The following is a 21,648-nucleotide window of genomic DNA, read 5'->3' as shown; positions in this document are numbered from 1 at the left end:
CGCGTTCCGGAGGTCCCCATGTCGGTATTCGATTCCCTGTCCCGTCGCGGGCTGCTGCTCGGCCTCGGCGCCGGCGGCGCGCTGGCGGGATCGAGCCATCAAGCCCTGGCCGATCCGGTGTTCGCGGAATACCCGTTCCAGCTGGGCATCGCCGCCGGCGACCCGGCCCCCGATGGCTTCGTCATCTGGACCCGGCTGGCCCCGCGCCCGCTCGAGATCGGTCATGGCATGCCGTCCCAGCCCGTACCGGTGAAATGGGAGGTCGCGACAGATCGCGGCTTCTCCAACGTGGCGCAGAGGGGCGAAGCGATCGCGCGGCCCGAAATGGGTCACGCCGTTCACGTCGAGGTCGAAGGACTGGAGCCGGGCCGGGACTATTTCTACCGCTTCATCGCCGGAACCGAACGCACCGCCACAGGCCGGGCGAAGACCGCGCCCGCGGCCGGCTCGGCAGTCGCTCAGGCGCGCTTCGGCGTGCTGGGCTGCCAGGCGTATGAGCAGGGCTTCTACACCGCCCACCGCAAGGCGGCGGCCGAGGATCTGGACTTCGTCTATTGCTATGGCGACTACATTTATGAAGGCCGTGGCAGCCGGACCTACACCGGTTCGGGCGGTACGATGGAGAACCCGCGCCAGCATTTCGGCGGCGAGATCTACAGCCTGGACGACTACCGGCGCCGTTACGCCCAGTACAAGATGGACACCGACCTGCAGGCCAGCCACGCGGCGACGGCCTGGTTCGTGACCTGGGACGATCACGAGGTCGCCAACAACTGGGTCTCAGCCTTCGACGACGGGGTGCCGCCCGAAGTCTTCCTGCTGCGCCGTCAGGCGGCGGCCCAGGCTTTCTACGAGCATATGCCGCTGCGCCGTTCGGCCTTCCCGCGGGGGGCGGAGATGCAGCTGTACCGCCAGTCGTCGTGGGGCGATCTGCTGGACCTGAACTTCCTCGACACCCGTTCCTTCCGCTCGGATCAGCCGTGCGACGACGCCTGGGCGACGACCTGCGCCGGCGTCTCGGCGCGCGACGCCCAGGTTCTGGGCGATGCCCAGGAGGCCTGGCTGTACCGAAACCTCGACCAGTCGCGGGCGCGCTGGAAGGTGCTGGCGCAGCAGATCATGGTGATGGATCTGGAGCGCAGGGAAGGGCCCGAGCCGGGCTACAACCTGGACACCTGGGCCGGCTATTCGATCCCGCGCCAGCGGCTGCTGGACCGGCTGCGCGAGCGCCGGATCGGCAACACCATCGTGCTGACCGGCGACGAGCATCAGAACTACGCCGGCGAGCTGTACCGCGACAGCCGCAACCCCGAGGGCGCGCCGATCGCGTCGGAGTTCGTCACCACCTCGATCAGCTCGTCCGGCGACGGCCAGGACCAGCGGGCCGACGGCCGGCGCTACCTCGCCGACAATCCGTTCCTGAAGTTCAACAACGCCCAACGCGGCTATGTCGTCTGCGACGTCACCCCGGAACGCTGGCAGACCGAGTTCAAGGTGCTGGACAAGGTGTCGGACAGGGGCGGGACGTTGACGACGCGGGCGAAGTTCGCGGTGGCGAGCGGGGACGCGCGGGTCGTCCCGGCCTGAGGTCAGGCGGCCGGCAGATAATCGTTGGCCTCGACCAGCCGGAAGCCTGGCGTGGTCTGGACGAACTGCCTCAGCCAGTAGCTGTGGCCTGATCCATAGACGACCACGATCCGGTCGCCCGGCTTCGCGGCCTGCATCAGGCGCGCGAAGATCAGGGCGTTGCGGGTGTACCAGCGGCCGTTGAGGACCGCGCCGGGCTGGGCGTCGCCCGCCCCGAAGGCGAGCATGGCGGTGTAGAAGGTCTGGTCCGAGGCCGCGCGCTCGGGGGTGTTCATCCACCGCAGCAGATCGGCGACCGTGTCCGTCCGCTGGCGGGTCTCCATGTCGGCGATCATCGCTCCGACCTGGGCGTGCATGGCGCCGAGGACATCCATGCGACCGTTGGCCTCGGCCCAGGCCTGTACGTCCTCGAAGGGGAAGTAGGAGGGCTGGTCGTCGCGATCCTGTTCGTCGATGGCGTAGACCCTCTCCAGCCCAAGGCGATGGGCGAGGCGATAGCCGACCTGGACCCGCTCGTCGGGGTCGGTCAGCAGGTCGGCGGGGGTGAAGGCCGGATAGCGGTGGTCCAGCATGGTCGACTGGTCGCGCGCCACCCGCTCGACCGCGATCGCCGTCGGCCGGAAGCGCGCCAGCGCCTCGGCGACGGCCTCGAGTTCGGCCTGCTTCCCCGGCGTGGTCACCGGATCGACCCGGGCGTTGTGCAGGTCCTGGCCCGGATTGCCCATGTGATAGGTCCCCAGCACCATGACCTCGACCGGGGCGGCGTCAGGGGTCTGCGCCATCGCGGCGGCCGGCAGGACGAGGGCCACGAGGGCGGCGAGAAGTCTCAGCATGGACGGGCTCCGAGGGTTTGGAGGCCAGAGGCTCCGAGCCGCCCGTTTGGATGCAGCCGCCCGCGATTAATTTCCGGCGGGCGCGCCGCGGCGGCAGGCGGCGAAGCACCAGATGGCGTAGCCCAGGGTCAGGACCATCGCCACGGCGACCGGGACCATGGAGACGGTGTCGGCGAACGGCAGGGGGGCGAAGGCCCAGAAGCCGGCGTAGGCGAGACCGGCGAGGGTCATGGACCAGCCCGCGACCCGAAGCGCGGCCTGGGACCGGGTCTCGGCCCCGGCGGATTTGCGCGGCCGGCCGAGTTGTTTGGGCATGAAATTGGCCCAGGCGGCCAGGCCGAGGCCGATCAGGGCCTGGACCGCGCGCCGGACGATGTCGTCGGCCACCATTCCCTCCGCCGCGGCGAAGCGCAGGCCGGCGGCGACGGCGAGAAAGACGGCGGCCAGGCCGAGGGCGAAGCCGAGGGGTTTGACGATCATCGGGTGGGTTCCTTGCGGGGCGCGGAGACGGGGTCCGCCTCCGCGCTGTTGTGCAGGGAGCCGAAGCCGAAGGTCCGGGCGAAGCCCAGCAGGGCGTCCTCCAGCACCGACAGCTTGAGCCGGTAGGTGATGGTCGTGCCCTGCTTGTATGCGTCCACCAGATCGGCCTCGCGGAGGACGTTGAAGTGGGCGGACATGGTCGGCTTCGACACGGGGAAATGCTCGCTGAGCTCGCCGGCCGTCATGGGCCGTCCGCGCAGAAGCTCAAGCACCCGACGGCGGGTTGGATCGGAAAGGGCCTTGAACACACTGCTCATAGATTGATGATTAGCTAATTATCGAACTAAAGTCAAGGGGCGCGTTGGCTGTGACGCGCGGAACGCTGTTCAGCCCGCCAGCCGGACCTCAGGCGCGTCGGCGACATCGGGCGAGTCGGGGACGTATTCGAGGATGTCGGCCGGAGCGCAGTCCAGATAGCGGCACAGCGCGTCCAGGGTGGCGAACCGCAAACCCCTCACCTTGCCGGACTTGAGCAGCGACAGATTGGTTTCGGAAATGCCGATGGCGCGCGCAAGCACGTTCGAGCGGACCTTGCGGCGCGCCATCATCACGTCGAGCCTGAGCACGATCGGCATCAGACGAACCTCGAAGCGTCGTCGTGGACCTCGGCGGCCCATGCCATGACCCGCGCCATGACGAACAGGACGAGACCCAGCCCCAGCGCCTGAAGGCTGTCCAACCGCAACCAGCCTCGGTCATCAAAGCCCGCCGCCGTGACGAGAAGGTGACCCAGCGTCGGGGCCACGGCGTAGGCGACCAGCCAGATCGCCATGAAGGTCAGGCAGCGTGCATTCTCGGCCGCCAGCACCACGCCCGCGCGATACAGGGCGAACAGCCGGCGCAGTTGCCACAGGATCGCCAACGCAGGCGTCAGCATGAGCGTCGCGGATCCGGCCAGGGCGAGCTTGCGCGTGAACGGCATGACCCCCAGCGTCGTCCAGCCCTGGATCAGCCGAGGCGTGCCCGGCTCGATGAAGATCTGCAGCCCGCCGGGCCGGACCTGCACCCGGGGCCCCTCGTAGAACAACACCGTCAGGACCGCGCCCAGAAGGATCACTGCACCGACCGCCAGGGCGGCGGTGAACAGCCACTGCAGGAGCCGGCTGACACCCGCAATGCGGTCGAGCGCCGCCGGGCGCGACGGAACGGGCGGGGGAAGCGTGGCTATCAGGGCCATAGAAGCCTTCCAGAATCATGATTGACAGCAATATTTTTATGTATTTCGATATGTGTTGTCAAAGCGGGAGGGAGAACCATAGTGCGAAACCTGAGCCATCTGGCGATAGCGGCCGTCTTGCTGGCGCTCGGAGCCTGCGCGACGCCGGCGACCCGCCACCCTCTGACCGTGGCTGACCTCGGCGCGCCTGCGTCGACCGGCCGGATGGAAGCCAGCTTGTCCCAACCGGGCGTGGTCGGCTTCGAACGCGTGCGTTTCGCGCAATGGACCGGAGGTCGGGGCGGCTTCATCGATCGGGACGATCCGCGCACCGCCTCGGTTCCGCAAGGGTTCGAGATCGCCGTCATCTACGCCTATGTCCTCGATCATCCGACGCGCGGCCGCTATCTGATCGACGCCGGGGTGTCGCGCGATCTGGAGGCGCGACTGGGCCCGCTGATGCGCAAGGGTCTGGCGGACATGTCCGTCCGGATCGACCGGGGGCTGGCCGAGTGGCTGACCGGTCGCCCGGCGCCGCAGGCCGTGTTTCTGACCCATCTGCATTTCGACCATGTCGGCGGCGTGCTCGATCTCGACCCCGCGGTCCCGATCTATCTCGGACCGGGTGACGCGCGCGAGACCCATCGGCTGAACGGACTGCTGGGCCATCCGATCGACGCCATTCTGACGGGGCGCGCGCCGCTGCGGGAGTGGGCCTTCGCGCCCGATCCGGACGGGCGATTCGCCGGCGTGCTGGACGTTTTCGGCGACGGCTCGGTCTGGGCCCTGCACACGCCCGGTCATTCGCCCGGTTCGACCGCCTATCTGATCAACACCCTCGACGGGCCCAAACTGATCGTCGGCGATGCGGTCCATACCCGGCTGGGCTGGGACGACGCGATGCCCCAGCCGGTTCCCGACAGGGCGAAGGCCGACGCCGAGCGGTCCGCAGACCGGCTGCGCCGCTTCGCCGCCGAACATCCGGCGATCGAAGTGTTCCTCGGCCACCAGTCCCGGGAAGGCCAGCCCGGCCGGGGGAACGAAGGACTACCCTGACCCGGCCGGGCGCGGGGGCGTATCCCGCCTGACCGTCAGAGGTCCGGCCGCTCCGCCAGCAGGGCGACGAGGCGGTCCGGCTTGCCGTCGAACAGCCGGTCCAGCAGATCCTGGACCTCGCCCTCGACCCAAGTCTGGCGGTCGATGACTGCGTGATAGCGCTGGCGGCCGTCGTCCTTCTGCGAACGCACCGCGCCCTTCTGCATCAGGCGATGCAGAAGGGTCTTGATGGTGGCGTCCGCCCAGGGCTGGCCAGCCTTCACCTCCTCGATCAGGGAGGCGAAGGACAACGGCCCTCGGGCCCAGAGCGCGGCGAGAACCGCGCTTTCCGCTTCGGTGACGTGCAGGCGCACCGCCCTCAGGACCCCAGGACGGTTCGATCGATGCGCGCCTCGATGATCCAGTGACAGATCACGCCAACCACGCCCGCCAGCAGTCCCAGAAGGAACAGCAGGGCCGCCTCGGCGAAGCCTGGCGCCAGCACCGCCATGGGGACCGGTTCTCCGGCATTGGCCATGCCGATGAAGCCCATCAGCAGCACGAACATCGCGCCCATCAGCCCCAGCAGCGGACCACCCAGCCTCAAGGCCGAGACATAGGCCGACCCGCCCGACAGCCGCCGCCCCGAAGCCAGCTTGAGCACTGTCACGATGACGGCGGCCAAGGCGCCGACGACAAGCAAAAGCATGATCAGTTTCACGCTGGGCGAGGCGTCGCCGAACACATTGCCCGGCGTTATGCCGGGCCCCGCCGCGAAAGCGACGCCGGGGGCCGCAAGCGCCGCCATAAGGACCGCCAAACCGGCGCGGGAAACTCGGGGATCAGACATGGACGAACTCCTTGGTGGAAAAGGGGAAGACGCGGACAGTCAAGTTTCCCGAACACGACTACAAATGTAATCCATAACGTTTACGTATGTAAACCCTTATGTCAGGCTCGCGGATCGACGGCTGCAGCCAAGGAAATCACCATGGAAGACTTTGGAGCGGCGAAACCCGCACGAGCCGGGCGGACCCGACGGCGGCGCATACGCGCCGAGAAGATCGAGACCGTGCTGATCGTGGCGCTGGCCGGGCTGGTGGTGATCAAGGGCGCGCCCGCCGTCGGCATGATCGCGCTTTGCATCGCCGAGATGATGATGGCGCTGATGAGGGCGTGAGGCCGGCGTCAATCAGGCCGGGACGGGTATCGTCTGGCTCAACCGCCCGCCGACGCGGATCGGTTCGACGCGCGTGGCCAGACCCGTCCGGTCGTCGGTCTCGACATAGACGCCGCAGATGGTGGCCGGGCCATGCGCCGGGACATAGCGGCCGCCCGACAGCCGGGTGGTGAAGCGCCGCAGGGGCTCTTCCTTCTCGTTGCCGATGACGCTGTCGTAGTCGCAGCAGCCGCCGGCGTCGGTCTGATAGGCCGTGCCGGACGGCAGGATCTGGCAGTCGGCGGTGGGGACGTGGGTATGGGTGCCCACCACCAGCGAGGCGCGGCCGTCGCAGAAGTGACCCATGGCCATCTTCTCGGAGGTCGCCTCGCAATGCATGTCGACGATGATGGCGTCGGCGGCCATGCCGAGAGGACAGGCGGCCAGCTCCTTCTCGACGGCGCTGAACGGGCAGTCCATCGGATCCATGTGGATCCGGCCCAGGACGTTCATGACCAGCACGGTCTTGCCGCTGTGGGTTTCGAACAGATTGGCCCCGGCGCCCGGGGCGTCCATCAGGCGCGGATAGTTGAGCGGCCGGATCAGGCGCGGCTCTCGCACGATATAGGTCAGGGCCTCGCGCTGGTCCCAGCTGTGATTGCCCAGCGTCAGACAGTCCGCGCCGGCCATGAACAGCTCACGCGCGGTGTTCTCGGTGATGCCGAAACCGCCGGCGGCGTTTTCCGCATTCACCACCACGAAATCGAGCTTCAGGTCGCGCTTCAGGCCGGGCAGGTGGTCGCTCAGGCCGTCGCGTCCGGACTTGCCGACGACATCACCGAAAAAAGCCAGTCTCATGCGAAGGCTCTATAGCCCGTCTCGGTCAGAACGCCATGCAGGCGGATGTCGTGCGCCTCGACCGGCAGCCGGTCGACCTCCTGCCCCGCGTAGGCGAAGCCGATCCGCACCGCATCCGGCAGGGCCGCGAAGGTGCGATCGTAGTAGCCGCCCCCCTGCCCGAGCCGCCCGCCATGGGGGTCGAAAGCCAGCAGCGGGGTCAGGATCAGCTCAGGCTCGACGACCTCGGCCAAGGGGAAGGGCGCAGGCACGCCGGCTTCGTCGAGTTCCAGCGGCTCACCCGGGGACCAGCGGCGGAAGATCATGGGCGCGTCCCGTTCGATGACCACCGGCAGGCACAGTTCCCGGCCCGCGCGGTCGAGCGCCAGAGACAGGGCGTCGACGTCCAGTTCCGAGCCGATGGCGCGATAGACGGCGACGATCCGCCCGGGCGGCAGGGCGCCGGCCTGTTCGGCGGCGCGGCCGGCGGCGCCCGCGTCCAGCCCCGCCAGACGCTTGCGCGTGGCCCGCATCGCGGCGCGAAGCTGATGCTTGTCGGTCATGGGAGAAACCCGCCCGGCCGCGTCGAACACGCCCGGCAGCCGTAGCGCGCGGACTCGTCGCGCTCAAGCAGGACCCTCCGGTCAAGCCGGAGGGTGACGACACCCGCGACCGCGCTCAAGCAGCGAGGCCCCCGCGGGGCGAGCGACAGGGCAAAAAGAGAGAAGGGTGGCGGCGCCGCAAGAACCGTGAAGGACGTTTAAATCCTCTCGACCTGGGTAGCCAGGTGGGCGCCGTGTGCCCAGGCCCACGAGCCTGGTCAGGGACAGCTCCCTTCGAGTGAATTAAGGTCGCAAGGAAATGTTGCCTTCGACGAGGGCCGCAGCAAGACCCGCCGTCGGGCAAGATAGTCCTTCCGGCCGGGCGGAACAATGGCCGCGCGCCTCAGTCCCTCGTGAAACGCGACGGCGCCGGCTCATCGATCCAATGCATCTCGAGCGCTTCGCCTGCCAGCCGCAGGCGCAGGCGGTCGTCATAACCTTCGGCCATGAACAGTCCCTCGGCGGTCATCGGGACCAGCGCGACCTTCTGGCCGTTGGCGCGGCGCCAAAACAGCTTTCCGTCCTCGAACAGGATGACCCGACCGCCGTAGGTTCCCGCCAGTGCGCGCAGACGGGCTGGCGCAATCGTCGCCGGATGCAGCCGGCTCTCGATTCCGGTTTCGGCCCATGCCCAATCAGCACGGTCGGCCGGATCGGCCCCGGCGCGGGCCAGAAGCGACTTCACCGCCAGCAATGCGGCCGTGTCCAGCGCGATCGCCGGATCGACGGCGACATCGGGACTGACGCCGACGGCCTCCCAGTTCGCGCCGGACACCGGGTGCACGGGCCGCCCGTAGGAGACGCTGAGCATGAAGGCGGGGGCCACGGGAAAGAAGGTGTTGTTGTTCGCCGCGCCCCCGGTGGTCGCACCGACCAGCGTTCCCAGCCGGAACTGCTGGACGTCATAGGCGAACGCCTCGGCCGCGGAACCGACCTGCCGGCTGATCAGGACATAGAGCGGCTTTCCGCGCAGCCGGCCCGCCGGAAGGTTGTCGAGCGTGCGCGACTGGATCGGATCCTTGCCCGCCTCCAGGAAGGTGATGTCGAGCTGGTCCGGCTCCATGAAATGGCTGAGCAGATAGCGCACCGCGGCATGATCCCCGCCCCCGTTGCCGCGCAGATCGATGACCAGGGCGTCGCCGTCGCGCATGAAGCGCATGGCGTCGTCATAGGCCTGCCCCGTGCGATCAGCGACCCAGTGGAAGCCACTGATGCGCAGGTAGCGAACATTGCCCGGCAGGATGCGCATCTCGGTCAGGCCGTTGTTGCTGCGCCGGGCGGCGGCGGCCCAGATGGCCTGGAGCGCCGGATTATCGTCGGCCTCCGCGTCCGAACCGGCGGCCGCCGCATACTGATCGGGCGCATGGTTCAGGTACATGTGCCCGTCGCCACTCGATTCCCGAAGATCGGCGGTCACGCGCTCCGCGAAGACGCCCGGGTCAGCGGTGTCGTAGCGTCCGCTGGCCAGCCCCTCGTTGAGCCGGTCCCGGATGGCCGGAACGCGATCCGGAAAGACGTATCGGCTCTCCACCGTCTGAATGATGGCGGCGATCGCGGCGGCCCGCTGTTCGACGCCCAACGGCGCCGCCGCTTCCGCGCGGGCGACCGCCGTCGGCGCGGCGCGCTGGGCCAGAGCCGGCGTTCCGGCAAGGCAGGCCAGAAGGCAGGCGGAAGCGATGAGGCGGGGGCGGTTCATCAATGGACTCCGGATTTGGGGGAAAGAGCCGCCGCAAGACGGTCGGCAAGCGGACGGCGCTCAAGGGCTTCGAGCGCCCGGATCAGGATATCGGCCAGCGACTGGCCGATATCCTCGTCCAGTGAGCGGGAGGCGGCCTCAGTGGCGGCCCAGCATCGTTCCAGCAGTGGCAGATGCTCCATCGCGAACGGCGTGAGAGTCACAATGCGTTCCCGGGCATCCGCGCCGGGCTCGAGCGAGACCCACTGGCGCGCCGCCATCTGGGTGATGGTCTGGCTGACCGCGGAATGGGTGACGCCCGTATGACCGGACAGGGCCCGGAGGGTCGCCGGACCGTGATTGAGCAGGGCGCGCAGGATGGGCGTGAAGCGGGGCCGGTAGTCCAGGCCGGCGTCGACATAGGCCTGCTCGACCGCCCCATCCAGATGGTCGACGAGACGACGGAGCAGGACGCCGTGGGTGCGGAGTGAAAAGGCCATAGGGGTAATGTATAAGCGCTAATACATTCCGCCAAATGACAAATCCGACAGGCTTCCGGCACAGAAGTGTCGGCGTCAGAGCCCTTGGGCGATCTTTTCCAGCCGGGCGGCGACGGCGTTGAGCGCCTCGGCTACGCCGTCGGTGGTCGCGGCCGCGGACGATGCAGGAACGACTCCGCCGCCGGCGCGCGCCTCATGCAGTTCGTCGGCCAGCATCAGACCGGCCATCAGGAACAGGCGGATGTCGCCGACATGACCCACTTCGCCCGCCACCTGACGCACATGACCGTCGAACTGGCTGGCCAAGGTGCGAACCCGCTCCTCCTGGCCGTCCGCGCAGCCGACGGCGTAGGGGCGCCCGTTGATCTCGACGGTCACCGTCGCCATCAGCGGCTCTCCTGTTCGGCCAGGCTGTCGCGGATGGCGTCGGCGGCGCGAGACAGGGCCTCGGCGGCGTCCCGGCCCGCGGCTTCCAGCTCGTGGATGCGCAGCCGGTCGGTCTCGGTCGAGGGTTCGGGCGCGAACAGATCATCATCGGGCACGCGACTGGACCCGGCCGCACGGCCCTTGAGATCCAGCAACCGGCGTTCCAGCAGCGCCAGAGCGCGGTCGACACGGTCCTTGGCGGCCGAAGCAGCATCCATTCGGGTCACATCCTCCAGAATCCGTATAGAACCCGCGCGCACGCCGGGGTAAAGCGGCGCGCTTCCTTTTTTCCGCCTCCCGACGAAAGGTCCTGCCCGTGACCGACCCTAAAAACGCATCTGAAAAGGCTACTCCCAGACAGATGGCGGACGCCATCCGGGTGCTGTCGATGGACGGGGTCGAGAAGGCGAAGAGCGGCCACCCCGGCATGCCGATGGGCATGGCCGATGTGGCCACGGTGCTGTTTTCCCGATTCCTGAAGTTCGACGCCAGCCGTCCCGACTGGGCCGACCGCGACCGCTTCATCCTGTCGGCCGGGCACGGGTCGATGCTGATCTACAGCCTGCTTCACCTGACCGGGTACAAGGCCGCGACAAAGGAAGAGCTGGCCAACTTCCGCCAGTGGGGCTCGAAGACGGCGGGCCACCCCGAGTACGGCCACATGCCCGGCGTGGAAACCACGACGGGGCCGCTGGGTCAGGGCCTGGCCAACAGCGTCGGCTTCGCCATGGCCGAGCGCCATCTGGCGGCCCGCTTCGGCGCCGACCTGGTCGACCACCGCACCTGGGTTATCGCGGGTGACGGCTGCCTGATGGAGGGCGTGTCGCAGGAGGCGATCGCACTGGCCGGACGCTATCGGCTGAACAAGCTGACGGTGCTGTGGGACGACAATTCGATCACCATCGACGGGGCCGTCTCCCTGTCGGACGCCACCGACCAGAAGGCGCGCTTCAAGGCCGCGGGATGGGCCGTGAAAGCCATCGACGGCCACGACATGAAGGCCATCAAGTCGGCGCTGCAGTGGGCGATCCGCCAGGACCGGCCGACCCTGATCGCCTGCAAGACGAAAATCGGCCGCGGCGCCGCCACCATGGAAGGCAGCCACAAGACGCACGGCGCGGCTCTCGGCGCGGCGGAGATCGCCGCGACCCGTCTGGGCCTGTCCTGGACGCATGAGCCCTTCGAACTGCCCGAAGCCGTCGACAAGGCCTGGAAAAAGGTCGGGCGTCGCGGAGCCAAGGAACGCAAGGCGTGGGAGGCCCGCCTGAACGCCTCGTCCCAGGCGATGGATTTCACGCGCGCCATGAAGGGGGACCTGCCCGCCGGCGCCTTCGACAAACTGCAGGCGAAGATCGCCGAACTTGTCGAGACGAAGCCGGCCCAGGCCACGCGCCAGTCGTCGGGCGCGGCGCTGGACGAGCTGTTCGCCGCCATTCCCGAACTGATCGGCGGCTCGGCCGACCTGACCGGCTCGAACAACACCTTCGTCAAGGGCACGCCGATCTTCGACGCACCCACCTATGAAGGCCGCTACGTCAATTGGGGCATCCGCGAGTTCGGCATGGCCGCGGCCATGAACGGCATGGCGCTGCACGGCGGGGTCATCCCGTACGGCGGCACCTTCATGGTGTTCTCGGACTACAGCCGTCCGGCGATCCGGCTGGGCGCCCTGATGGGCGTGCGGGCCATCCACGTCCTGACCCATGACTCCATCGGCCTCGGCGAGGACGGTCCGACGCACCAGCCGGTCGAGCATCTGGCCGCCCTGCGCGCCATTCCCAACCTGCTGGTTTTCCGTCCCGCCGACACGATCGAGGCCATGGAGTGCTGGCAGGCTGCGCTGGAGCACAAGGCCGCGCCTTCGGCCATGGCCCTGTCGCGGCAGAAGACGCCGGCGGTCCGCACGGTCGCGGCGTCGGAGAACCTGTCGGCCAAAGGCGCCTACGAAATCCGCGCCGCGAAGGGCGAGGCGAAGGTCACCCTGTTCGGCACCGGCACGGAACTGGCGCTGGCGTTGGCCGCCGCCGACGTGCTGGAGGCGGAAGGCGCGCCGACCCGCGTCGTCTCGGTCCCCTGCTTCGAGCTCTTCTTCCAGCAGGACGCCGCCTATCAGGCCTCGGTGATCGGTCGGGGCACGGTTCGCGTCGCCGTCGAGGCCGCGATCCAGCAGGGTTGGGAGCGGTTCATCGGCGAGGACGGCGCCTTCGTCGGCATGACCGGCTTCGGGGCAAGCGCACCGGCCGAGGTCCTGTACGAGAAGTTCGGGATCACGGCGGAGGCCGTGGCGGCGGCGGTCAGGGCGCGCCTCTGATGCGGGCGGCGGCGGGGCTGGCGATGGCGGCCCTCCTGGCCGGCTGCGGCGGACCCGATGTCCCCAAGGCGCAGTCCGCCCTGCGGTTTTCGCCCGATCTGGCGGAGAATTTCCAGGCCCTGCCCCGGGTCGCTCTGAAGACACCAGAGGCGCAGGCGGTGAACGCCGCGCTGGACCGCATCGACGCCCGGGACCGTGAAAGCCGCGAAGATTGCCTGAGCATGAAACCCCACAACGACAATGTGGAGTGGGGCCGAACGGTCGATGTCGCCATGAGCGGTCCGCGGTTCGTCAGCATCGTGATGACCCAGGGCGAGTACTGCGGAGGCGCGCACCCCAACTGGGACCGGCCGGCGCTTGTCTTCGATCTGCAGACCGGCCGGCTCATCGACTGGAGAGCGATCCTGCCTGCCGGGATGACGTCGGAGATGCACGATGAGGACGCGGACGAATGGGTCAGCGCCGCCCATCTGAAATCGCAGGAGCTGAAAGCGTGGTTCGCCGCGCGCGCCATGGCCGCGATGGACGAGTACGGGCGCAAGGAGTGCGCCGACATCTATGGCCAAGGCGGGCATGACGAGTGGGGACTGACCATCTGGCCGGACGCAAAAGCCGCCGGGCTGATCCTGCAATCGGCCGGGCTGGCCCACGCGGAGAAGGGCTGCTCTACAGAGGTGACGATGTCCTTGCGGGAACTGAAGCGGCGGGGGGTGCGGCGCGAGTTGACGGACGCGCTGGAGGCCGCGCACCGCTCGCATCTCTGGCGGGACGGCTATCGGGAACCGGAGGAAGGGCGATGATCCGGGGATTCGTCCTGTGTCTGGCGGCGCTGTGGCCGCTCGCGGCGCCGGCGGCGGCGCAGGTGGCGGTCGAGCCGACGCCGATCACCATCGGACAATCCTTCGCCCTGCCCTCGACGGTCATGGGCGGCGCGCGCGAAATCAACGTGTGGCTTCCACCGGGCTATGCCGCCGGGGAGATGCGCTATCCGGTGCTGTACCTGCTGGACGGAGGGCAGGCCCAGGACTTCCACCACATTTCGGGCATCGCCCAGTTGGGGACCATCGTCGGCACGACGCGGGACGTGATCGTGGTCGGTGTCGCATCCGTCGATCGCCGCAACGAGCTGGCGCTGCCCACCGACAATCCCGAACTGATCGCGCGCTATCCGACCCAAGGCCAGTCCGACCGGTTCCGGCGCTTTCTCGCCAAAGAGGTCCAGCCTTTCATCGACATCCGCTTCCGCACCAATGGCGAGACGGCGCTGATGGGTGAATCCCTGGCGGGGCTGTTCGTGGTCGAGACCTTCCTCAAGGAACCGCAGATGTTCGACGCCTGGGTCGCCGTCAGCCCCAGCCTCTGGTGGGACGACGGACGGCTGGCGCAGCAGTCCGGCGCCCATTTGAGGGATCATTCGAACGACCCGCGCACGCTGATCCTGACCCTGGGCGACGAGGGGGCAGAGGCTCGGGCGCTGATGGACACCCTGGTCGCCAACCTGCGGAACCACGCCCTGCCCGGAGTGACCTGGGAATTCCAGCCGCGGCCCGGCGAGACCCACGCGACCATCTATCACGGGGCGGCGCTGGACGCCTTCCGCCGGCTGTACGCGGTCCCGTCGGCGCCATGAGCCGCATAGGGGCCGTAAGCCTTCTGGTCCGCGACTATGACGAGGCCATTGCCTTCTATGTCGGCAAGCTGGGCTTCGACCTCAGCGAGGACACCGACATGGGCGGCGGCAAGCGCTGGGTGCGGGTGACGCCGAAGGGCGGCCAGACCTCCCTGCTGCTGGCGCGAGCCACGACGGAGGCGCAGCTAGCGCAGGTCGGCGATCAGGCCGGCGGCCGGGTCTGGCTGTTCCTCGAAACCGGTGATCTGGAAGGCGACCACGCGGCCTGGCGCGCGGCGGGGGTCACGTTCCGCGAAACGCCCCGTCATGAGCCCTACGGCAAGGTCGTCGTGTTCGAAGACCTCTATGGCAACGCCTGGGACCTGATTGAACCGTCCCGCTCCGGAGATTGAACCATGACCCGCCTCGGCACACCCCTCTCCGACAGCGCGGTCCGCGTCATGCTTCTCGGCGCTGGAGAGCTCGGCAAGGAGGTCGCCATCGAGCTGCAACGGCTGGGTGTCGAGGTCATCGCCGTCGACCGCTATCCCAACGCCCCCGCCATGCAGGTCGCGCACCGCAGCCACGTCATCCCGATGACGGACCCGCACATCCTCGCCGGAGTGATCGCGGCGGAAATGCCCCACATCATCGTGCCCGAGATAGAGGCCATCGCCACGGAGGTGTTGGCCGAGGTCGAGGCGGCGGGGCATGCCGTCGTCATCCCGACCGCCCGCGCCACACAGCTGACCATGAACCGCGAGGGCATCCGGCGACTGGCGGCGGAAGAGCTGGACGTGCCGACCTCGCCCTACGCCTTCGCCGCGTCCGCTGACGAACTGGCGGGGGCCGCGGAACGGATCGGTCTGCCGGTGTTCGTCAAGCCCGTGATGTCGTCCTCGGGCAAGGGGCAGTCCTTCGTGGAGTCCCTCGATCAGATCGCCGACGCCTGGGCCTACGCCCAGTCCGGCGGCCGCGTCGAAAGGGCCACGGTCATCGTCGAGGGTCGGATCGACTTCGATTTCGAGATCACCCTGCTGACGGTCCGCTCGGTGCGCGACGGCGCGGTGCGGACGGACTTCTGCGCCCCGATCGGCCACCGCCAGGTCAAGGGCGATTATGTCGAGAGCTGGCAACCACAGGCGATGACGGCCGCCGCCCTGGCTGCCGCGCAGAACATCGCCCGCAAGGTCACGGACTCGCTTGGCGGGCTCGGCGTCTTCGGGGTCGAGCTGTTCGTGAAGGAGAATCAGGTCTGGTTCTCGGAGGTGTCGCCCCGTCCGCACGACACGGGTCTGGTGACCATGGCCACCCAGACCATGAGCGAGTTCGCACTACACGCCCGCGCCATCCTGGGTCTGCCGGTCGACGTCAGCCAGCGCGACGTCGGCGCCAGCGCGGTGATCTATGGCGGCGTGGATGCGGCCGGCGTCGCCTTCGACGGCGTCGCCGAAGCTCTTTCGGTCCCGACGGCCGACCTTCGCCTGTTCGGCAAGCCCGAAAGCTATGAACGCCGCCGCATGGGCGTCGCGACGGCGCGCGGCGCGACGACCGACGAGGCGCGCGAGCGCGCGCGAGAGGCCGCTTCCAGAGTGCGGGTGATTCCCGCCTGAGGCCGTTTCAACGCCTCGACCGCGCGCTCCAGCACCGGATCCTCTCCGGACCTGAGATCCCTTTCGGAGGGCTCGACAAGCACATCCGGCGTCACGCCGACCCGTTCGAGCACAGTCCCCGCCCCCGTGCGGAAAGCGACGACGCCCACGCTCAGGCGGCCCCCGTCCGGCAGGGCGAAATGGCGCGATCCCACCACCGCTCCGGCCGTAGCGCCGCCGACGATGGGACCCCTTCCCTGTTCCTGCACGAAGGCGGCGAACAGCTCCGCTCCGCTCGCGGACTGGCGCGACGTCAGAACCGCCATGGGTCCCCTGAAGCGCACGGTTGCGGCCCGGGTTCTCAGGCGCCGGTCCGGCAACCAGCCGAACTCGGCGACACCGTATTCCAGACCGGCTTCAAAGAAGGGAGATAACAGCCGGCCGACCTCCGAATCGAGTCCGCCGCCATTGTCGCGCAGATCGATGACGATTGCGGCGGGGGGATCGGCCAACTCGGTTTCCAGCCGATCCAGCACGGCCTCCCGGCTCGCCCGGTCGAACTCGTCGAACTGGATGAAAAGAACCCCATCCGGCCGCCGAAAAATCCGGGGCATGGCCCGCGGCATCGGGCGGGCGACGAGAGTCAGATCATGGACGACGTCGTCTGCATCGGTGAAGCGCCACATGCCCGGCCCGTCGATGTAGGTGCGGCTGGCGTCGAACGCCGCCCCGTCCACCGTTTCCACCCGCCAGCCCGGTCGCACGCCCGCTTCCGCGGCCGGGCCGTCCGGACGAAGACGGGTGACGATGAACCTTTCTCCGGACCGCACAAGGGTCATGCCGAATTGCGGCCCCTCCGCCAGCCGGGCCTGCTGCCGACGCTGGTTGACGGACGGCGCGACGGCGTTGGTGTGCGGGTCGTCAAGCAGGGCGAGGGTCGTGTTGAGCGCCCGGTAAAAGCCGGTCTCGCCGGGTTCGCCGACGGCCGCTTCGCGCAGCCCGGCGGCTCGGGAGGGCCAGTCCACGCCGCCGAAGTCCCGGCGGTAGAACCTGCGGGTCACCAGGGCGATGGCTGCATCATAGACCGCCGCGTTGAGAGCGGCCCGTTCGGCGGATCCATCGGCGACCACGACAGGCGAGGGGATGGCGCGGTCGTCAGCATACGGAAGAGACTGGCAGCCGCAGAGGACGGCGATCAGGAAGACGGCGGCGGTCGTCCGGCGAAGGAATCTCATTCCCGACGCTAGAGGGGCGCCGCATCGATCGACAAGGCCCGCCCCCCAAAGCCCGCTTCGGCCAGGGCGGCCACGGCCGCCTCGAGGGCCGGATCGCGCCCGGCTCGCTGATCGTCAGCGGTCGCAGACGCGGCCACGTCGGGCTTCACCCCGTGTTTTTCCAGCCGAACGCCTCCCGAGGTTACGAAATCGGCGCGGCTCAGCGTCAAGCGGCCGCCATCGGGCAATCGCGTTTCCTGCGAGATCAGCACGGCGCCGGCCGTGGGCTCTCCGACGACCAGGGCGCGGCGGGCTTCCTGCAGGGCGGCCGGCGTCAGCTCGGCGGCGCTGCGGCTCTGGTTGTCGACGAGCACCGCCACATCATTGGCGACGGGTCCCGTCAGCTCGCCGCATCCGCCGGCCGTCCTCAGCTGAATCCGGCGACCGGTCCGCGATGTGCGGGTCGCCCAGGCCCGGTTCACGGGCAGAAAGCAGCTCAGCACCGCATCCGCCTCCATCAACCGTCCGCCGGGATTGCCCCGCAGGTCGAGGACCACGTCGGTGTCCGGCGTCAGACCGGCCAGTTGCTCGCCCATCCAGCGGCCCAGGCCCTGCTCGAATCCCTCCACCCTCAGAACCAGCACGCCGGGGCGGGTACGGTCCGCGACGAAGGCCGGGCGTGGCTCCATCACCCGGGGGTTGAGAATCGTCGGGCGCGCGGCGCCTTCGGCGTCGATCATGGTCAGGACCAGAGGTCGCCCCTCGACCACATCCTGTTCCGGCGTCCAGCCCGTCGCGCCATCGGTGATCAGCCGCCAGCCGACGCCGACGCCCGCCTCGGCCGCGGGCGATCCGTCACGGACCTGTTCCACCACATAGCTATCCTGATCGTTGGCCTCGGCCCGCAGGGACAGGCCAATGGCGGCGCGGCGTTCGCGCAGCCGATCCTGACGGCGCGCCACCGCGGGCGGGGCGGCGCCGGCGTGATCGTCATCCAGAAGGTTGAGCATCCCCCGCAGCGACCGGTACAGCGTCCGGTCGTCCGGGGCGGTCAGGGCCACAGGCCGCCACGTCCGCCGTGCGGCGTTCCAGTCCACGCCGTGCAGGTGCGGGTCGTAGTATTCGCGCCGCACCTCGTTCCAGACATGGTCGAAGACCCGCTGGTTCATCCGGACCCGTTCGCGGCCGGGCGCCGCAGGCGCGGCGGCCGGGGCCGGCGCGGCTGCCGCGATCGCAGGATCGTCCGCGAACGCCGGGGCCGCGAAGAGCGCAAGGCTCATCGCGGCTGACGCGGTCAGTCGGGCGATCAGGCGGCGGAAAACCATGACGCCATTAGACGGCGCCTTCGGCGACTTTCAAATCACGAAGTCGCTGAACGGATCAGTCGTCGCTGCCTTGTCGTGTTTCGATCCGATGGGTGAAGACCTGGATGTCGTGGCCCTGACCGCGTTCGCCCTCCTCGATGAAGCCCGAGTGGTCGGCGTCCATGCGGGTGAAGGCTTCGCGCAGGGGACCGGTGAACTCGGCCTCGCTGATCCGGCCGTCATTGTCGGCGTCCATCGCATGCTCGCCGTTCGGACCGCCGAGCTGGCGGACGATGATGTCGTGCCGACCGGCATGTTCGCCGCCGCGCGGCAGGTGGATGGCATGCCGCCCGCCCTCGCCGCGCCCCGCGAAGACCATGGCGTGCACGTCGTGCTCCGCATGGGCGCCAGGCGGTCTGGGGTGACCCATCCCCAGCCGGTGAGCGCCTGGACCGCTTTCGCCGCCCGGACCGCGCCGGATGAAGACGTGGTCGCCCGGACCGTCGTGGCCCGCCGCCATTTCCTCGGCCGACAGGCGTCCGTCGCTGTCCTTGTCCATGCGAGCGAAGTGGTCGTTCATCGGGGCCGAGAATTCCTCGCGCGAGATCTGGCCGTCGCCGTCCCTGTCCAGTCCGGCGGGACCATCGGCTCCCATGACCATCACACGCGTGTGGATTTCGGGCGGAGCCGGGGGCGCAGGCGGGACGGGCGGGTCCTGCATCAGGACGGCGGACAGGGCGATCAGGGTCAGCATGGGCATCGGTTCCCGTTTCTGGAGCGACACCGTTCGACCACGCCGCCCTGTCGCGCGTGTTTCAGAACCCCGGAGAAATGTTTCAATGCTGAAATGACGGCGAGCGCGCGGTTCGCCACAATGGCGGCATGCAAGCCGACGCCGCCCCCCGCATCCTCGTCGTCGACGACGATCCCGGCATCCGCGAGGTGCTGTGCGACTACCTCAGCCAACACGGCTATGACGTCGCCGGCGCCGCCTCGGCGGCCGAGATGGATCGGGCTGTCGCCCGGCGGGCGCCTGACCTGATCGTGCTGGACCTGATGATGCCGGGCGAGGACGGTTTGTCGGCCTGCCGCCGTCTTGCGGGCAAGGGCGGACCGCCGATCGTGATGCTGTCGGCCATGGGCGAAGACACCGACCGGATCATCGGACTGGAGCTGGGCGCGGACGACTATCTGGCCAAGCCCTGCAATCCCCGCGAACTGCTGGCCCGAATCCGCGCCGTGTTGCGGCGTCCGCGCGACGAAGCTGCATCCGACGGGCCGGCTCTGGCCTTCGCCGGATGGCGGCTGGACCTGTTGCGGCGGGAGTTGACGCGGCCCGACGGACGGGCGGTCGCCCTGTCGGCCGGGGAGTTCGCCCTGCTGCGAGCGTTCGTCGAGCGGCCGGGCCGGGTGCTGACCCGCGACCAGCTGCTGGAGCGGGCGCGAGGTGCGGACGCCGATGTGTTCGACCGGGCCATGGACGTACAGATCAGCCGACTGCGCAAGAAGCTCGACGACGGTTCGGGCCTGGAGATGATCCAGACCCTGCGCGGCGAAGGCTATATGTTCGACGTGAAGGTCGAGCGGCACGCCGGCTCGCGGGGCGCTGCGTGAGGCGCCCGTCATCCCTGCCGATGCTGGTCCAGGTCGCAGCGCTCGCCGCGCTGGCGGTCATCATGTCCCAGGCGGTGGCCCTCGGCGTCGTGGTGCTGGCGCCCGAACCCCGGCCCGCGGGTTTCAGTATCGAGGCCGCAGCCAATGCATTGAAGGGCCAGCCGGCGGAGACGTCAGACGGGCGCGCCCTGAAGCGCCGGCTGACGGATCGTCCGACAGCGCTCGACCCGGCCGAACAGCGCGATCCCATGGCCATGGCCATCACGGCGGGTCTGGCCCAGCGACTGGGGGTCGAGCCGGGAGCCGTGCGCGTCCGGGTCGATCACGACCGGCCGAGACGGCGGCGCGCCACGCCGTCCGACACCGCCATGCAGGATCATCTCAACTTCGTCTTCGTCGAGGGTCAGCGCCGCGCGCCGGCGCCGCCCCCGCCGCCGTCACCGGCTCCCTCGCCCACATCGCCGCCGACCGTCCCGCGAGAAGTCAGGGTGATGCGGCAGGGCGCCGAAATCCGCGCCCGGCTGAGCATGCGCCACGTGATGCCGCACGGGTCGAGCGGGGCCTTCATCGTCGACCGCGACACGCGCCAGTTCACGGTCCTGGCCGATCGCCTGACGTTCGCGCCCTTCGCCGCCTCCGTGCTTCAGCCGGATGGGCGCTGGGCCACGGTCGAGCCGCCGCGGGGCCTGCTGTCGCCGTGGCAGCAGCGGGTGTTGTTGGCCCTGGCGATCTCCATGTTGCTGCTGGCGCCCCTGGTCTGGTTCATGGCGCGCCGCCTGACCCGGCCGATTCGCGTCTTCGCCGAGGCCGCTGAACGCCTGGGCGCGGACCCCGACGCCGAACCGCTGACGCCATCCGGCCCAAGTGAGGTTCGCACAGCCATCCATGCCTTCAACGACATGCAGGCCTCCTTGCGCGACCACATGCGCAGGCGCAGCCAGACGGTCGCCGCCATCGCCCATGACCTGCGTACGCCCCTGACCCGACTGCGCTTCCGGGCCGAGCAGGCCCCCGCGGCCGTGCGCGACCGCATGGCCGCCGATATCGAGGAAATGGACGCCCTGATCGCGCAGGCCATGGCCTATGTGCGAGGCGAGGCGACGCCCGAACGGCGCGAGCGGTTCGATCTGGCGGCGCTGGCCGAGGACAGCGCCGCCGGCTTCTCCGAAACCGGCGCCGCCGTGACCTTCGCCAATGGCGACGCCTTGCCGGTCGAGGGCGACCCGGCAGCCCTGCGCCGCGCCCTCGCCAATCTGATCGTCAACGCCGTCAAGTTCGGCGGCGTCGCCCGGGTGACAGCCCTCGCCGAAGGCAGTCGCGCCGTGATCCTTGTCGAGGACGACGGCCCCGGCCTGGCCCAGAATGAGCTGGAGGCGGTGTTCGAACCCTTCCACCGCGCCGAGCGCTCGCGCAGCCGCGAAACGGGCGGCGCGGGTCTCGGCCTGACTGTCGCCCGGCAGGCCGCGCGGGCGGTCGGCGGCGACGTGACCCTGACCAACCGGCTCGGCGGAGGTCTGACGGCCCGGCTGAGCCTGCCTCTGAGGCGGAGTTCGACAGAGGCTTGATCCGCCTCCCGTCGTCCGTGTCGTGGTGGGCTGTGTCTTCCACGAATTCGCCCGGCGGCCTCACCACGCCGCCCGCCGCACCGACCCGC

26 protein-coding genes and 1 other RNA gene are annotated in these 21,648 nt (G+C 69.2%); 10 read left to right on the top strand and 17 right to left on the bottom strand.

What is annotated here, in order from left to right; genetic code table 11:
• Nucleotides 1-18: 18 nt before the first annotated feature.
• Complete coding sequence (locus VN378_RS06480; protein WP_325742085.1) at nucleotides 19-1,587, top strand: alkaline phosphatase D family protein; 1,569 nt, start codon at nucleotides 19-21, stop codon at nucleotides 1,585-1,587.
• A 2-nt stretch (nucleotides 1,588-1,589) separates the two neighbouring features.
• On the opposite strand, the gene VN378_RS06475 is transcribed toward VN378_RS06480, so the two are convergent.
• The 5 genes from VN378_RS06475 to VN378_RS06455 form a co-directional block, all read right to left on the bottom strand.
• On the bottom strand, nucleotides 1,590-2,420 hold the full coding sequence (locus tag VN378_RS06475; RefSeq protein ID WP_325742083.1) for a DUF5694 domain-containing protein: 831 nt from the start codon (nucleotides 2,418-2,420) through the stop codon (nucleotides 1,590-1,592).
• A 66-nt stretch (nucleotides 2,421-2,486) separates the two neighbouring features.
• The gene (locus tag VN378_RS06470; protein ID WP_325742081.1) at nucleotides 2,487-2,900 is read right to left on the bottom strand and encodes a hypothetical protein; all 414 of its coding nucleotides are present in this window, start codon (nucleotides 2,898-2,900) and stop codon (nucleotides 2,487-2,489) included.
• Complete coding sequence (locus tag VN378_RS06465; RefSeq protein ID WP_325742079.1) at nucleotides 2,897-3,217, bottom strand: autorepressor SdpR family transcription factor; 321 nt, start codon at nucleotides 3,215-3,217, stop codon at nucleotides 2,897-2,899. Before VN378_RS06465 ends, VN378_RS06470 begins: the two co-directional genes overlap by 4 nt.
• A 69-nt stretch (nucleotides 3,218-3,286) precedes the next feature.
• Nucleotides 3,287-3,535 (bottom strand): helix-turn-helix transcriptional regulator, encoded by a 249-nt coding sequence (locus tag VN378_RS06460; RefSeq protein ID WP_325742077.1) that lies wholly within the window; start codon nucleotides 3,533-3,535, stop codon nucleotides 3,287-3,289.
• Nucleotides 3,535-4,137: a DUF2975 domain-containing protein gene (locus tag VN378_RS06455; protein WP_325742075.1), complete on the bottom strand. Its 603-nt coding sequence runs from the start codon at nucleotides 4,135-4,137 to the stop codon at nucleotides 3,535-3,537. The genes VN378_RS06460 and VN378_RS06455 overlap by 1 nt, the downstream gene beginning before the upstream one ends.
• Before the next feature lie 81 nt (nucleotides 4,138-4,218).
• Between VN378_RS06455 and VN378_RS06450 the strand changes: the two genes are divergently transcribed.
• Nucleotides 4,219-5,172: an MBL fold metallo-hydrolase gene (locus VN378_RS06450; RefSeq protein ID WP_325742073.1), complete on the top strand. Its 954-nt coding sequence runs from the start codon at nucleotides 4,219-4,221 to the stop codon at nucleotides 5,170-5,172.
• A gap of 35 nt (nucleotides 5,173-5,207) precedes the next feature.
• Here VN378_RS06450 and VN378_RS06445 read toward each other — a convergent pair whose 3' ends face one another.
• A complete protein-coding gene (locus VN378_RS06445) occupies nucleotides 5,208-5,525 on the bottom strand; it encodes a BlaI/MecI/CopY family transcriptional regulator (RefSeq protein ID WP_325742071.1) in 318 nt (105 codons plus the stop codon).
• A gap of 5 nt (nucleotides 5,526-5,530) precedes the next feature.
• Complete coding sequence (locus VN378_RS06440) at nucleotides 5,531-6,001, bottom strand: MotA/TolQ/ExbB proton channel family protein (protein WP_325742070.1); 471 nt, start codon at nucleotides 5,999-6,001, stop codon at nucleotides 5,531-5,533.
• A gap of 141 nt (nucleotides 6,002-6,142) precedes the next feature.
• On the opposite strand from VN378_RS06440, the gene VN378_RS06435 reads away from it, so the two are divergent.
• Nucleotides 6,143-6,331, top strand: a complete 189-nt coding sequence (locus tag VN378_RS06435) for a hypothetical protein (RefSeq protein ID WP_325742069.1) — start codon at nucleotides 6,143-6,145, stop codon at nucleotides 6,329-6,331.
• Nucleotides 6,332-6,343: 12 nt separating this feature from the next.
• On the opposite strand, the gene VN378_RS06430 is transcribed toward VN378_RS06435, so the two are convergent.
• The 7 genes from VN378_RS06430 to VN378_RS06400 form a co-directional block, all read right to left on the bottom strand.
• Entirely contained in the window at nucleotides 6,344-7,168 is an 825-nt protein-coding gene (locus tag VN378_RS06430) for a TIGR00282 family metallophosphoesterase (RefSeq protein WP_325742068.1), read from the bottom strand.
• Complete coding sequence (locus VN378_RS06425; protein WP_325742066.1) at nucleotides 7,165-7,710, bottom strand: 5-formyltetrahydrofolate cyclo-ligase; 546 nt, start codon at nucleotides 7,708-7,710, stop codon at nucleotides 7,165-7,167. Before VN378_RS06425 ends, VN378_RS06430 begins: the two co-directional genes overlap by 4 nt.
• 168 nt (nucleotides 7,711-7,878) lie before the next feature.
• Nucleotides 7,879-8,039: non-coding RNA, 6S RNA (ssrS, locus tag VN378_RS06420), on the bottom strand.
• Nucleotides 8,040-8,092: 53 nt separating this feature from the next.
• The gene (locus VN378_RS06415) at nucleotides 8,093-9,445 is read right to left on the bottom strand and encodes a S41 family peptidase (RefSeq protein WP_325742064.1); all 1,353 of its coding nucleotides are present in this window, start codon (nucleotides 9,443-9,445) and stop codon (nucleotides 8,093-8,095) included.
• The gene (locus VN378_RS06410) at nucleotides 9,445-9,924 is read right to left on the bottom strand and encodes a MarR family winged helix-turn-helix transcriptional regulator (RefSeq protein WP_325742063.1); all 480 of its coding nucleotides are present in this window, start codon (nucleotides 9,922-9,924) and stop codon (nucleotides 9,445-9,447) included. The genes VN378_RS06415 and VN378_RS06410 overlap by 1 nt, the downstream gene beginning before the upstream one ends.
• 75 nt (nucleotides 9,925-9,999) lie before the next feature.
• Entirely contained in the window at nucleotides 10,000-10,311 is a 312-nt protein-coding gene (locus VN378_RS06405; protein WP_325742061.1) for a cell division protein ZapA, read from the bottom strand.
• The gene (locus VN378_RS06400; RefSeq protein ID WP_325742059.1) at nucleotides 10,311-10,568 is read right to left on the bottom strand and encodes a hypothetical protein; all 258 of its coding nucleotides are present in this window, start codon (nucleotides 10,566-10,568) and stop codon (nucleotides 10,311-10,313) included. The genes VN378_RS06405 and VN378_RS06400 overlap by 1 nt, the downstream gene beginning before the upstream one ends.
• Before the next feature lie 143 nt (nucleotides 10,569-10,711).
• On the opposite strand from VN378_RS06400, the gene tkt reads away from it, so the two are divergent.
• Genes tkt through purT form a run of 5 tightly spaced genes read left to right on the top strand, consistent with a single transcriptional unit; the run spans nucleotide 10,712 to nucleotide 15,883 of the window.
• The gene (gene tkt / locus VN378_RS06395) at nucleotides 10,712-12,661 is read left to right on the top strand and encodes a transketolase (protein WP_325742057.1); all 1,950 of its coding nucleotides are present in this window, start codon (nucleotides 10,712-10,714) and stop codon (nucleotides 12,659-12,661) included.
• 23 nt (nucleotides 12,662-12,684) lie between these two features.
• On the top strand, nucleotides 12,685-13,461 hold the full coding sequence (locus VN378_RS06390; protein WP_325742055.1) for a hypothetical protein: 777 nt from the start codon (nucleotides 12,685-12,687) through the stop codon (nucleotides 13,459-13,461).
• A complete protein-coding gene (locus VN378_RS06385) occupies nucleotides 13,458-14,291 on the top strand; it encodes an alpha/beta hydrolase (protein ID WP_325742053.1) in 834 nt (277 codons plus the stop codon). Before VN378_RS06390 ends, VN378_RS06385 begins: the two co-directional genes overlap by 4 nt.
• Complete coding sequence (locus tag VN378_RS06380; RefSeq protein ID WP_325742051.1) at nucleotides 14,288-14,683, top strand: VOC family protein; 396 nt, start codon at nucleotides 14,288-14,290, stop codon at nucleotides 14,681-14,683. The genes VN378_RS06385 and VN378_RS06380 overlap by 4 nt, the downstream gene beginning before the upstream one ends.
• 3 nt (nucleotides 14,684-14,686) lie before the next feature.
• Complete coding sequence (gene purT / locus VN378_RS06375; RefSeq protein ID WP_325742049.1) at nucleotides 14,687-15,883, top strand: formate-dependent phosphoribosylglycinamide formyltransferase; 1,197 nt, start codon at nucleotides 14,687-14,689, stop codon at nucleotides 15,881-15,883.
• On the opposite strand, the gene VN378_RS06370 is transcribed toward purT, so the two are convergent.
• From VN378_RS06370 to VN378_RS06360, 3 genes are read right to left on the bottom strand one after another with little or no spacing between them, the layout of a single operon-like run.
• Entirely contained in the window at nucleotides 15,775-17,097 is a 1,323-nt protein-coding gene (locus VN378_RS06370) for a S41 family peptidase (protein WP_325742047.1), read from the bottom strand. The two genes, purT and VN378_RS06370, sit on opposite strands and share 109 nt — an antisense overlap.
• Before the next feature lie 8 nt (nucleotides 17,098-17,105).
• Complete coding sequence (locus VN378_RS06365; protein ID WP_325742046.1) at nucleotides 17,106-18,401, bottom strand: S41 family peptidase; 1,296 nt, start codon at nucleotides 18,399-18,401, stop codon at nucleotides 17,106-17,108.
• Between the two features lie 55 nt (nucleotides 18,402-18,456).
• A complete protein-coding gene (locus VN378_RS06360) occupies nucleotides 18,457-19,140 on the bottom strand; it encodes an EF-hand domain-containing protein (RefSeq protein WP_325742045.1) in 684 nt (227 codons plus the stop codon).
• 122 nt (nucleotides 19,141-19,262) lie between these two features.
• Between VN378_RS06360 and VN378_RS06355 the strand changes: the two genes are divergently transcribed.
• Both VN378_RS06355 and VN378_RS06350 read left to right on the top strand, forming a co-directional pair.
• Entirely contained in the window at nucleotides 19,263-19,994 is a 732-nt protein-coding gene (locus VN378_RS06355; RefSeq protein ID WP_325742044.1) for a response regulator, read from the top strand.
• On the top strand, nucleotides 19,991-21,559 hold the full coding sequence (locus VN378_RS06350) for an ATP-binding protein (RefSeq protein WP_325742042.1): 1,569 nt from the start codon (nucleotides 19,991-19,993) through the stop codon (nucleotides 21,557-21,559). The genes VN378_RS06355 and VN378_RS06350 overlap by 4 nt, the downstream gene beginning before the upstream one ends.
• Nucleotides 21,560-21,648: the final 89 nt, after the last annotated feature.

Origin of the sequence: Brevundimonas sp. (assembly GCF_035561115.1) — a bacterium.
Lineage (GTDB): Bacteria > Pseudomonadota > Alphaproteobacteria > Caulobacterales > Caulobacteraceae > Brevundimonas.
The sequence above is the reverse complement of the archived record's forward strand: the minus strand, read 5'-3'. Positions and strand labels throughout refer to the sequence as shown.